Genomic DNA, 12,395 nt, shown 5'->3' with positions numbered 1-12,395 from the left:
GCAGCCACGAAGTAACCAGGGTGACCTTCAGGACGCAGGCAGACTCAGGTTGCGATACTCACAGTCCACCACCCCGAACTGCTCCAGCATCCGCACATCCTCCCGCCATCCACCTTGGGCATAATGATGCACACTCGACCACTCCGGCGGCCACACCCCACGCCGCTCACAACGCATGAACACCATGCTCAAAAAAAACACGTCCCGCTCTGCGAAAGACCCCAGCCAGGAAGACCCACACAACTGCGACCAGTCCTCCCACACCGCCACCAGCTCATCGTCCCGCCAGTGGGAAAGCTCAGGGTAAACCTCCCGCAGCACCTGGATTTCGAAAGCATACCGGGCACACACCACCCCATCAAAATGAAACCTTTCTCTGGGCCACCCATGCGAAAAGTAATCCCGGGCATGAAAAGGATACTGGACCAGCAGAATGCCAGCACGGAATGCCTCCAGGGGATCAGGCATAAAATCAGTTTAGAGACACGTTTGAAACGTTTAAAGCCTGCAGTCGATCACATACACCAACGCCACAGAAAAACCACCAGAGGACTTGCAGGGGCCAGCAGGGCAGCTCAAACTACAACAAGGAGAACGCATGGACCAGCCAACAATGCTGTTTGAGATTCAGGCAGAGCCCTTCGAGTACGCCTATGGATTCTGGATCACAGCAGCCAGAGAACACGGAGACCACGACTTCAAAGAGGTGGTCCTGTTGCCAGACGGAACCCCATGGATCATGACCCGTGGTGAACACACCCTGACACTTGAGTTGGGCGAAGAGACCCAGAAGACCCTGCGTTTCTACAAGTCCAGATCAGGGTGCTTCCAGGGCACATACACCCACCTGGCCACAGTGAACCTGACCGTTCCAGAGGGGATGCTCTGGGTGGGAGACATCATTTATGATGTGCGCCCCGACAGGCCCACACATCCAGCGGTTCAGGTGAATCCCACGACTACCGTTGAGATTTATACCGACTTGCAAGACCCAGATTTCTTTTTGACCCAGAACAAGACGTCTTACATTTGCATCTCCTGACCAGCGACAGCAAAACACCAAGGAAGGAGATGGAGTTAAAGGCTGGCATCTCCCCTGTCTGAGCCCACAGGGCTTTTGGGCTGGGTTTGGTTTGGTCTTGTGTTGGAGTTTGGAAAGGATTGTGCAAAAATTGGTATGTTAATTAATTTGTGAATTTATTATTCTTCTCATTTTTCAAACAAAGATCCACGACCAGCATTTTCTGACCCTCAGCCCAGGTTTGTGAGGTGTTCTGTCAGGTTTTCAGAGCGTTATCTGCATCCTGAGCTTTGCCCAGTTGCCGGATGTGCTGCTGGGTCAGGTACTGGTCGATCATCACCGCAGATTTGTTGCCTGATCCCATGGCGATGGTGGTCTGCTGGGTCTGCGGGAGCAGGTCGCCTGCCACCCAGATGCCTTCAATGTAATCCTCCTCTCCCCCATCCTGGCGGATCAGTTGCCCTCTTGGGCCTGTGCGGGGGTGGCCCCTTTCATCCAGGTCCCCTCCCAGGGTTTGCACCAGCTGGTTGCGGGGCAGTTTGCGGTTGGAGACGTAATAGGCGTCGGCGGTGATGCGGGTGCCACTTTCCAGCACCAGCGCTTCCACAACCCCGTTCTCCCCTTCCACAGCAGTGATGTTGCCCTGGATGACCTCGCAGGAATCGTCCAGGTAGGTTTCTGGGTGTGCGGCATCTGCTCCGTCGGTGAGCAGGACCCGCACGGTGGCAGCAAATTCCATGATGCGCTTTGCGGTGGACAGGGCAGCTTTGAGTTTGACCGACTCAATGACCACCACATGCTTCCCGAGCAGTGCCGGGGCTTCACAATCGGGGCAGTAGAAGGTGTTGCCTTTGCCTGCGTAGGGAAGCCAGGTGCGGTAATCCCCATCGATCAGAGGGTGGTGCCTGGTAATGCCTGTGGCGATCAGCAGGGTCCGGGCGTGGTAGGTGTGCTCCTTGCCTTTGAGGATGAAGTGTCCTGCTGAACCTTCAATCTGCTCGATGCTGTCCCGGGTGAGTCGGGCTCCGGCTTTCAGGGCTTCCTGTTCGAGGCCCTGCAGGATCTCCTGGCCACTCTTGCCAGTGAAGCCCGGCAAATTGAAGATGGGCGTGCGGATGTGGTGGAGGGGACCTGACCCCCGGTCCACCACCAGCACGCTCCTGTGGTGAAAGGCGAGGTGCAGGGCGGCGGCGAGTCCGGCGGGTCCTCCGCCAATGATCAGGGTGTCCCAGAGTTGAGGGTCGGTCATGTTGGGCCTCCAGCAGATTCAGGGGGAGTGCCTGACTTCACGTTGCCACTGTGACACGGCAGGTGGGTCAGGCACTGTAAAGGGTTCTACCAATGGGAATGGACTGCTGCCCGGCTTACTCTTTCTGCTTATTGCTTCTTGAGGATCAGGGCTCCGGTGCCATGTAGGTGCACTTCTCCCTGCACTTCACTGCCGTCCAGCAGGTTGGTCCAGCGGCCATCCAGCGTGTGGGTGAAAGGGGCTCCACGGGTGAGCACCACACGAACAAATTCGTTGCCATGGCGGCGCTGGATCACCAGGGCGTCACCCTCAGCGTCCAGGATGGCGTAACTGCCTTTCTGCAAGGCCTTTTCCTGTTTGCGGATGCGGGCAAGTTGTTTGTAGTGGTCGTACAGTCCCGTTTCCCAGAGTTCCTTCCAGTCCCAGGGCATGGTGCGGCGGGAGAGGGGGTCTCCTTCGCCTTCCAGGCCAATTTCATCTCCGTAGTAGATGCAGGGCACACCAATGTGGGCAAAGAGCATGGTGGCCCCGAGTTTTCGGTGCTCCAGGTCCTGGCAGATGGAAGAAAAGCGCTTGGTGTCGTGGGAGCACAGGCTGTTGAAGAGGGCCAGTTGATTCTGGAAGGGGATGAAACTCAGGTAATGCATGACGTTGCGGGCGTACTCGGCGGCGTCCATGTAGACGAGTTTGCCACTTTCGTCTTCGCCACCCAGGAAAGCCCAGGTGGGGATGGTGAAGCCGTAGTAGTTCATGGCCCCATCTTCCTCGCCTCCCTGCAACCAGGCCAGTGCGTCCCCGAAGTGCTCTCCGATGATGTAGGCTTCTGGGTTTTCTTCGCGGGCACTCTTCCAGATGGCCTGGATGACCTCGTGGTTGCCTTCGTCGGTGCCATGCTTGCCAATCACAGGAGCAGCATCGAGCCTCCAGCCATCGATGTTGTACGGTGCTTTCAGCCAGTGGCGGACCACCGAGTTCTTGCCCGTGATCATCTGCTCCATCACGTCCTTGTTGGCGTAATTGAGTTTGGGGAGGGTGGGGAATCCAAACCAGGCCATGTAGGCCTCAGGTTCATCGCTGAGGTAGGTGTAATATTCGCGGGTTGGACCGCCCTGGAAGGCACCGGGTTCGCTGTAGATGCGTTCACGGTTCATCCATTTGTGCCAGCTTCCGGTGTGGTTGAACACCCCGTCCAGCAGGATGCGGATGTCGTTCTGGTGGAGTTCCTCGACCAGCTTCGCAAAGCCTTCGTTGGTGCCGAAGTGCTCGTCGATTCTGAAGTAATCCTGGGTGTCGTAGGCGTGCACCGAGGGGCTCTGGAAGATGGGATTCAGGTACAGGGCGTTCACCCCGAGGTCATGGAAGTAATCCATGCTGATGCGGATGCCTTCAAGGTCGCCGCCGAAGTACTCGTTGGCCCCCATGCTGGTGTTGGGGTCCATGTACCACTTGCGGCTCACCACCGCCCTGTCCTCGTATTTGTACTCGCCGCTTTTCAGGTTGATGGAGGGGTCTCCGTTCTTGAAGCGGTCCGGGAAGATCTGGTAGAACACCCGGTCGTGCACCCACTGGGGTGGGGTGAAACGGGAGATCTTGAAGTCCTGCATGAAGGGGGTCGGTCCGGGACTCACTCCGGCCTGACTGAGCCAGTAGGTGCGTCCTGAGACCTGCACCTTGAAGCGGTACTGGGTGTTCTGGTGTTTCTGCAGGGGGATGGTGGCTTTCCAGCGGCCATCTTCTTCTCTGGTGAGGTCATCGAACTGGGCGTCTCCATGCCGGAAACTCATCACCTGGCCCTCTTCCATTTCAGGTGGGGCTTCGAGGTAGACGTGGGCGATGTCCTCTTCGATCTGCAGGAAGTGCTCGGTGCCGTCGTGGTAGAGGTGGACGGCCTGCTCTGAGGAGTAAGGCGCTGGTTTGCGGGTGCGTTCAGCGGTTCCGGTCATGGGTCACCACCTCCTGTGGGATGGGTGCAGTTCAATCGCTGGCTGCAGAAGCGGCTCTGGGGTTTTCGATTTCGGGAATGGGGCTGGAATCCTGGGCTTTTGAGCCGGGGTCGAGTTTGCAGGCATCCAGGGGCCTGCGTTCTTGCAGGTCAAAGGCGTCCCCTTTGCTGAGCACATGCAGTTTCACGTCGTAGATGGAGAGGATCTGGTCTTCTCCCCCCTCGGCGATGTTGGAGTGGGTGACGCAACTCCCGTCCACCACGTAGACTGCTCCACTGCCCAGCACCGTAAAGTACCTGAGTTCTTCCACCACAATGGTGGTGTCCTCATCGATGCCGATGCCGAGCACCCGGGGGTTCTGGGCAACAGCGCCAAGCAGGCGGCCCATGCGGCCCCGTTCGGCGAAGTGCTGGTCGATGATGGCGTCGCGGATCAGGCCGAGGCCCGGGGCCATGCGCAAATCCCCGATGCGGTGGGATTCGCCCCCTTTGCCTTCAATCATCATGGTTTCGCACATCACCGAGGCCCCGGCACTGGTGCCGCAGATGACCCCACCGGATGCAAAGATCTCCCGGATGCGGGCTTCCATCTGGGTGTCCCCGATCTGGCTGGTGATTCTGAGCTGGTCCCCTCCGGTGAAAAAAATGCCCCTGGCGTCTTCAAGGAGTTTCCCGGTCTCTTCGGTGACGGCATCGGCACGCTCGTTGACATCAAGACCCATCACATTTTTCAGGCCCAGGTCCTTGAAGACTTTCCGGTAGGTGTCAAAGTAGCCTTCGGGTTCATGGGAGGCGACAGTGGTGACCACCAGTTTGCCTTTGCCAACCCTTCGGGCGACCTCCTGGAGAATCTCACGGTCCCCTTCCTTGTCCTCATGGCCCCCAATGATGATCAGGGTACCAACCCTGTCTTCCTTGCGTCTTTTATGGTCGGGCATTTTCCTTCACCACCTTCTGGGGTTCCTCGTCTTTTTTGAGGTAGACTTTCGGTTCTGACATTTCAGAAGTCACGAAAGCGCAGGGGAAGTGGCTGCTGTTGTGGAACCAGCCGTAATCCCCCTGGGGAGAGAGGACCAGACCTCCAGCCTCTCCTCCGATGCGTTCATGCATTTCTTTGATCAGGCTGGTGACCGCAATTTCGGGTCCCACTGTGGGCAGTTTTTCCATGGTGCGGCTCGCCAGACGGTAACGCATGATTTCCTCCCCGTCTCCGGAGATGGCCACTGCACCTGTCCCGTTTTCTGCATAAAAGCCACAGCCGGAAAGTGGAGAGTCGCCAACGCGACCTTCAGGGGTGCCGGTGAGGCCACCTGTGGAGGTGGCAGCAACGAGGTTTCCTTTCTGGTCAAGGGCCACGCAGCCCACGGTGTTCTTTTCCTTCTGCTTTTTCTCCAGCTTTTTCACCTGTTCCTCGGTGATCAGGATGTCATTGTCACAGAGTTCAAGCCCGTGTTCCTCAGCGTACTTGTGGGCCCCAAGTCCTGTGATCAGGGTGGATTCTTTTTTCAGGATGGTGCGGGCAATGGACACCGGGTGCTTCACCCCTTGCACGAAGCCCACTGCTCCAATTTGCAGGTCTTCGCCGTTCATCATGGCGGAGTCCATCTGCACTTCACCTTTCTCGTTGAGGCTGGAACCGTATCCACAATTGAAAGCAGGATCATGTTCCAGAACGCGCAGTGCGGCTTCTGCAGCATCAAGCGCACTTCCCCCGTCACGCAGGATCTGGTGTCCGGCTTCGAGGGCACGGGCCACACCATCGAGGTTGGCCTGCTCTTTTTCTTCTGGGACGGGTTTGGCCCCGCCATGCACCATGATGACGTACTTCACTCGGGTGGGTTCAGGCATGGGTGTCTCCTGTGGATGCTGAAATGCAGCAGGGATGAAGGAAATGCAGACGTTCAGACCATGTGGGTTTACATTTCTGACGCTCTCATGAGAGTGTCAGGTTGTTCAAACCTACAAAATGGAAGCGCTTTACAAATAAAGAAATGTCACACTTCCATAAAACAACCAGCACATGCTGGTGTTCACATTTTATGGTTGCAGAATGATAAAGTTCTAATGGGGAGCTGTATCTGACCTGTGGTCTGTGAGCGTAAATGCTTTTTAAATGTGAACTGCATTCAAATGAAAACCATCAAATCAGACTGTAATTCACCTGAGTCAAGTGTATATCTTACAAGCTGGTGTGCCTTTTTCATGTGTGAATTCGCACTGTGCCCCCATGAAAATCCCCCCATCCTTTGGAGCGAGAGCGTCTGTCTGGTGAAATTCTGCTGACCCCTGTGAGGCAGGACACCATGAGGCCCAGCTCTGAGACCAAACCGACCACATTGATCCCGAGGGACAGGAGGAAGCATGACGGAACTCACCGGCCGGATCATCAGAAAAACGGATTCGGGTTTCGAAGAAGCCCGCAAGAATTTCAATGAACGCATCGAACGCCAGCCCAGCATGGTGGTGTTCTGCCAGAACCGCGAGGACGTGCAGAATGCCGTCAAATACGCCCGGGCCCACCAGTTGCCTGTGGCCATCCGCTGTGGCCGCCACAATTACGAGTGCTTCTCGCTGATTGATGATGGCATCATCATTGACGTCAGTGACATGACCACCCTGCACATCGACCATGAAAACCACACCGTGGACATCGGCTCAGGCACCCAGCTGATCGAAATCTACACCAAGGTGTCCCAGCAGGGGTACGGCTTTCCGGGAGGCATCTGCCCCACCGTGGGGATCTCCGGGCTGACCCTGGGGGGTGGAATTGGCCTGCTGACCCGTTACCTGGGCATGACGTGTGACAGCCTGCTGGAGTTGGAAATGGTCGATGCCAGAGGAAACATCGTGGTGGCCAATGCTGAGCAGAACCCGGACCTCTTCTGGGCCTGCCGTGGGGGCGGAGGGGGCAATTTCGGGGTGATCACCCGCTTCAAATTCCAGATCCACAAGATCGATCAGGTGTCGATTTTCCAGGCGTCCTGGGACTGGGAGAAATTGCCCGAAGTGATCCGCACCTGGCAGAACTGGGGCCAGACGCTGGACCCCAGGCTCACCTCGATCATCATGCTGCACGGACCGGAAAAGAAAGAGCCCGGTTCAGCGGTGGCCTCCGGGCTCTTTGTGGGCTCCGAGGAGGACCTGCACCAGATGCTGGAACCCCTCTTGCAGGTGAAACCCAAAGAGATGAAAGTCAACAGCCTTCCGTACCTTGAAGGCCTGAAGTTCTTCACCGGAGACCCTGAACCAGACTGGATGGCCTACTGGCACGGTTCACACCGCAAGTTCAAGAACACCTCTGCCTTCGCCTACGAACTCCTTTCCGATGAGGCCATTGCAACGATTGTGAAGCACCTTGAAAAATCTCCGGCCCCGGACAACCTGGTGCAGTTTGAAACACTGGGAGGGGCGGTGTCCAGGCTCCCTGTGGAGGCCACCGCCTTCCCGCACCGGGCAGCGCAGTTCAGCCTGCAGTACCAGGCCTACTGGGACGATGACGCTGCAGAAAAGGAACACCTCGACTGGGTGAATGCTTTCCGCAAGGACATGCTGCCGTATACAAAAGGGGCCTATGTGAATTACCCGGATGTGGACGTGGAAGACTTCGGTGACATGTATTACGGCCAGAATTACCGCAAATTGCAGGAGGTGAAGGCAAAGTACGATCCAGAGAACTTCTTCACCTTTGCCCAGAGCATCCGGCCTGTGAAGACCGAAGCCCGCTCCTGACGGCCAGAAAGAAAAAGCACCCCCTGCGTGGGGGTGCTTTCATTTGCATGAGATCAGACATGTTCTGCGTGCTGGTAGAACCCTTTTGCCACCGGATTGCGGGCTTTGAAGTTGGCATGGAAGGGCTCGGGGAGGTTCCTGAGGACCATCTGCAACCAGTCGGAAACGGCCTGCCAGGCTTCACGGGTGCCCGGGTGCCCCAGCGCTTCACGGATGCGCCAGCGGGTGTAGAGCACCTCTCCACGGGCAAGGCGGGCAGGCTCGAAGTTGGTGAGCCAGCTGCAGGCTTTTTCGATCTGCTCCAGCGCCTCAGCGTGGTTCCCCATGCGGAAGTGGGCCTGCGCAACACGGGTGCGACCTGAGATCTCCGTGCCTCCGAGGTCTTTTTCCAGGGCAAGGGCCAGCACCTTCTGGCCCAGTTCCAGGGCCTCTTCTGGAACCACGGTGTCTGCTTTTGCGATCCAAAGTCTGGCCCTTGAGATCATGCGCGGGGAGGAGCTGAGGAGTTCACTGGCCTCCTCGAAAAAAGGGTTGGGGTTGAGTCCCTGCAGGTGATGAAGGGTGCCCAGGTTGATCAGGGTGCGGCTGCGGTACTGCGGGGGAATGCGGGGGTACTCTGCGCTGATCTTCAGGTGGTCGTGGGCCAGATCGTACGCCCCGATCTGCATGTAGAGTTCCCCTTTGAGCCCGTCAAACATGCCCCGGTGCCAGGTGTCCTCCAGGGCGTTTTCGATGGCCCGATTGTAGTTCTCCAGGCACAGGCCGAAGTTGCCGAGTTCGTAGTAGGCCTGTCCGGTTGCAGCAAATCCGAGGGCGAGGCCCCGGTGCTCGTCGTCGGCCTGCTGTTCGAGGTGGCGGGCCCGCAGGACCATCTCCAGGCTTTCTTGCATGCGGCCCTGCTCGGAGTAGGACACGGCGAGGTTGTGCAGGGTGGTGGCCAGAGGGGGCAGGTCACCCAGTTTCTCGTGGATGGCGCAGGCCCGGATGTGGTACTGGATGGCCTCGTTGTGACGGTCGTTGTGGTCGAGCATCACAGCGAGGTTGGAGTAGTTGGCGGCCAGGCTGGTGCTTTCCCCGAGGGGCTCCAGGGCGTCCACAGCACGCCGCATGGCTTCTGTGGCCTCAGGGATCTGCTGCTGAATCCACAGGGCCACCGCCACCGAGGCGTGCAGGTTGGCCCACAGGGTCTGCTCCTCAATGGTGATTTTGGGTTCATGCTGGATGATCTCGATGGCCTTGCGTGCAGCAGCTTCGGTTTCTGGCCCCTCATGGTAGGTGGAGTGGTACTCGGCCTGCTCGAAGTGGGCCAGGGCTTTTTCCATGGGGGTGTGGGCATGATCGAAAAGCATCTTCAGGGCCTCTTCGCGGGGGGCACGCTCATTCAGGTGACCGAAAGCCACCGCCCGGTCCACCAGAGCACGGAATGCCTCTCTGGGTTTTCCGGCCTCCTGGAAGCACTCTGCAGCCAGCAGGTAGTAGCGGGTGGATTCCTTCACCCCGAAGCTCTGCTGGGCATTCCTGGCGGCCTGCAGGTACAGGGGGGCGGCCTGCTTGAAGTCTCCCCCTTGCTGGTAGTGCCTTGCGACACGGGCCACAGGGGCTCCACGCTGGGTGAGGACCCGGGCAGCACTGCGGTGCAGGAGTTGCTGAATGGCTTTTGGCGTCGCCCGGACCACCGTCTCAAAAATCAGGTCGTGGCTGAATTTGCCATCTTTGACCACCTGTGCGGCCTCAAGTTCATCCCAGGTGCCGATGAAATCCAGCAGGGGGGCATTGAGCAATTCGGCGACAAGCTCCAGATCAAAATCCGTTTGCAGGACTGCGGCTGCGCGTGCAGCCTGCAGGGCGGGGTTGGAAAGGCGCTGCAGGCGCTTCTCGATGATCTGCCCGACCTTTTCGGGCATGGTCAGTTCGCTGTCCTCGGCGAGCTGGTTGGATTCCAGCAGGTGGCGCACGGTTTCCAGCAGAAAGAGGGGATTGCCGCCCGAGTACTGGCTGAGCCTTTCACGCATGCCTGGATGCACCGTCACCCCGAGGTCCGCGAGGAGTTTCAGGGTTTCATCCGCAGGGAGGGGGTTCACGTCGATCAGGACGGCCAGTCCGGGCTCCACGAGGTGCTTGATCAGCATCTCTTCGGCTTCCGGGGACAGCTCGTCTTTGCGGAAGCACTCAATGAAGCGGGGAAAGCCGCTTTTCTCCAGGGGAAAGGAGGCCGAGATCATGTAACCGCCCTGCTGGTTGGAGAGTTCATCGTAGTACTGCCAGTCATCAAGAACGCAGCAAGCGAGGTTTGCCCCCCCTGCGATCACCGTCTGACGCACGGCTTCATTGAAGCGCAGCACGTCCTCCTGGCCGTTCAGGGGAGGTGGGGGGGTGGGACCGGAGAGTTCAGGCAGAATGCGGGAGAGTTCCTGCCTGATCCAGGGTTCAAGCTGCAGGTCGGGATTCTGGGCCAGAATCGTCCGCACATTTCGGGCAGAAGAAGCGTAAGGGGTCTGCATGTCGCCAGGGCGCGCCTCCAGCACAAGGTAGCTTCCTCTGGATGCAGCGAAATCTCTGGCCAGACGGGATTTGCCCACACCGGGCTCTCCACGCAGGAAGATGATCTGGCCTTTTTCCCAGGCTTTTTCCATCAGGGCCCATTCACGTTCGCGGCCCACCAGGGCAGGTGGACGCAGCACGGTGAGGGGAAGCCCGGGGCGGTTTCTGGGCTGCGCCGGGATGGGCAGGGTGGCCCGTTCAATCCAGCGGGCGAGCTCCAGCGTTTCGGGGAGGGGTTCCACGTCCAGTTCTTCTCGCAGCAGTGTGGTGAGCTTGCGGAAGGTTTCCAGGGCATGGTGGCGGTTCCCCAGCAGGTACTGCAGGCGCATCAGTCTGCGGTGGCCTTCTTCATTGAGGGGATCAAGGGTGAGGAGTTCCCGAATGCGTGCCACAGCCTCCAGGTACTCACCGGACTGCTCAAGCTGGTTGGCATCTGCGAGGAGGGCCTGGGAGCGCCATTCGTTCCACTGTTCCCGTTCGGCGGCAATCCAGTCTTCAAGGTCGGGGCAGTCGTCGTAGACGAGACTGGAGAGGAATTCCCCCATGGCGTTGTTGAAGCGGGCAAAGTCCCCCTTGGTGAACATCTCCCTGCACCCTTCCACATCGGTGCGCAGTTCTGCAGCGAGGGAGAGCACCTCCTGACCGGTGACGAGTTCGGTGCCGGTGAGCGTTTTCAGTTTGCGCAGCAGGTGCACGAGGTTGTTGCGGGCTGCGGCCTCCCGGGTGTCCGGCCACAGCAGGCCGATCAGATGCGATCGGGAGGTGGGTCCCTCCTGAGCAAGGTAGGCCAGCAGGGCTGCCGTCTTGCGCTCCAGGATCTGGGTGTGTTCGCTCGAGCGAAGGGTCGGAACGCCGAAGAGTGTGCAATGCCAGGTGAGAGCAGTCATGGGAATCGTTTTCATGCTAGCAAAGAGCGTCTTGCTGCGAGGTGACGGCGGCCTTAAGCGTTCACGGTTTTGTGCACATTAGGCCATTCTGCGTACTTTTTCCTTACAGGTCTTGCATCAGCTCCACAAAATGCTCCTGCCAGAGGGTCAGGTTCTGATGTTGCAGAACGCAGACCCCCCACACCCAGGTGGGCAGCATCAGGTCCCGCACGTGCAGTTGTACCAGATGCCCGGCCCTCAGGTCAGACCTCACCCAGGGTTCCGGCATCAGGGCCACACAGGAGGTCTGCCTGAGCAGGTCCAGGGCCAGCATGGGAGGGACCTCCAGATCCCCGGGCTGCACGGGCACATGGGCCGATTGCCAGTTCCGCACATCCCAGCTCCAGTCGATGCGCAAAAAAGGAGTGAGGAGGTCTTGCAGGTCCTCAGGGGTCAAACGGGCCAGGCTGGCTGCAGGGTGGCCTCTGGAAGCAACCAACACCAGCGGGTCCTCGAACCTTTGCAGCACCCTGAAGTGAGGGCCATCTGCGGGAAGGTTGAGCAGTCCCAGCTGAACAAAACCTCCCCTGAGCATCTCCTGCACCTGTGGGTTGTGCCCGGTGTGCACGGTGAAGCTGAGGGCAGGATGCTGGCGTTGCAGGCGCTGTATGGCCACCGGAAGGCGTCCGGTGGTCAGGGTGGGGAGCACCCCCAGGGTGAGCCTGCCCTGTTCCCCACTGCGGGTCAGCTTTGCCATCTGCAGCCCTGAAGCCATGACTTCAAGGGCCTGTCTGGCATAAGGCAGAAACCGCTGCCCGAGTTCAGTCAATTCCATTCTCCTGCTGCTGCGCTGGAACAGGGCTCCGCCAAGCTGGTCTTCAAGGCGCTGAATCCGCACGCTGATGGAAGGCTGGGTGATGGACAGCCGTTCTGCCGCCCTGCTGAAGCTGCCCTGCCTGACGATCTCATCGAAAGCCCTGAGCTGGTCCATGTCCATGCGTTAATCATAGATGTTTTCTATGTAAAGGTCAGTTGATTCTGGATTGT

General features: G+C 58.6%; 9 protein-coding genes. 2 read left to right on the top strand and 7 right to left on the bottom strand.

Features of this window, described 5'->3' with window-relative positions; all coding sequences use genetic code 11:
• Positions 1-27: 27 nt before the first annotated feature.
• Positions 28-468 (bottom strand): hypothetical protein, encoded by a 441-nt coding sequence (locus DC3_RS08540; protein WP_146883929.1) that lies wholly within the window; start codon positions 466-468, stop codon positions 28-30.
• Between the two features lie 130 nt (positions 469-598).
• Between DC3_RS08540 and DC3_RS08535 the strand changes: the two genes are divergently transcribed.
• A complete protein-coding gene (locus tag DC3_RS08535; RefSeq protein ID WP_146883928.1) occupies positions 599-1,042 on the top strand; it encodes a hypothetical protein in 444 nt (147 codons plus the stop codon).
• A gap of 235 nt (positions 1,043-1,277) precedes the next feature.
• On the opposite strand, the gene DC3_RS08530 is transcribed toward DC3_RS08535, so the two are convergent.
• The 4 genes from DC3_RS08530 to DC3_RS08515 form a co-directional block, all read right to left on the bottom strand.
• Positions 1,278-2,270: an NAD(P)/FAD-dependent oxidoreductase gene (locus DC3_RS08530; protein WP_146883927.1), complete on the bottom strand. Its 993-nt coding sequence runs from the start codon at positions 2,268-2,270 to the stop codon at positions 1,278-1,280.
• 128 nt (positions 2,271-2,398) lie between these two features.
• Positions 2,399-4,213: a maltodextrin glucosidase gene (gene malZ, locus DC3_RS08525; protein WP_146883926.1), complete on the bottom strand. Its 1,815-nt coding sequence runs from the start codon at positions 4,211-4,213 to the stop codon at positions 2,399-2,401.
• Between the two features lie 31 nt (positions 4,214-4,244).
• Positions 4,245-5,150: a cyanophycinase gene (locus DC3_RS08520; RefSeq protein ID WP_146883925.1), complete on the bottom strand. Its 906-nt coding sequence runs from the start codon at positions 5,148-5,150 to the stop codon at positions 4,245-4,247.
• Positions 5,137-6,060 carry an isoaspartyl peptidase/L-asparaginase family protein gene (locus DC3_RS08515; protein ID WP_146883924.1) on the bottom strand — a complete coding sequence of 308 codons (924 nt, stop codon included), beginning with the start codon at positions 6,058-6,060 and terminating at the stop codon, positions 5,137-5,139. The genes DC3_RS08520 and DC3_RS08515 overlap by 14 nt, the downstream gene beginning before the upstream one ends.
• A gap of 513 nt (positions 6,061-6,573) precedes the next feature.
• On the opposite strand from DC3_RS08515, the gene DC3_RS08510 reads away from it, so the two are divergent.
• Entirely contained in the window at positions 6,574-7,941 is a 1,368-nt protein-coding gene (locus DC3_RS08510; protein WP_146883923.1) for an FAD-binding oxidoreductase, read from the top strand.
• 53 nt (positions 7,942-7,994) lie between these two features.
• Here DC3_RS08510 and DC3_RS08505 read toward each other — a convergent pair whose 3' ends face one another.
• Positions 7,995-11,369, bottom strand: a complete 3,375-nt coding sequence (locus tag DC3_RS08505; RefSeq protein ID WP_186815918.1) for an ATP-binding protein — start codon at positions 11,367-11,369, stop codon at positions 7,995-7,997.
• A 103-nt stretch (positions 11,370-11,472) separates the two neighbouring features.
• Positions 11,473-12,345, bottom strand: a complete 873-nt coding sequence (locus DC3_RS08500; RefSeq protein ID WP_146883921.1) for a LysR family transcriptional regulator — start codon at positions 12,343-12,345, stop codon at positions 11,473-11,475.
• Positions 12,346-12,395 lie beyond the last annotated feature (50 nt).

Source organism: Deinococcus cellulosilyticus NBRC 106333 = KACC 11606, assembly GCF_007990775.1.
GTDB classification, from domain to species: Bacteria; Deinococcota; Deinococci; order Deinococcales; family Deinococcaceae; genus Deinococcus_C; species Deinococcus_C cellulosilyticus.
Note: the sequence above shows the minus strand (reverse complement) of the source record. Positions and strands in the feature narration are given on the sequence as shown.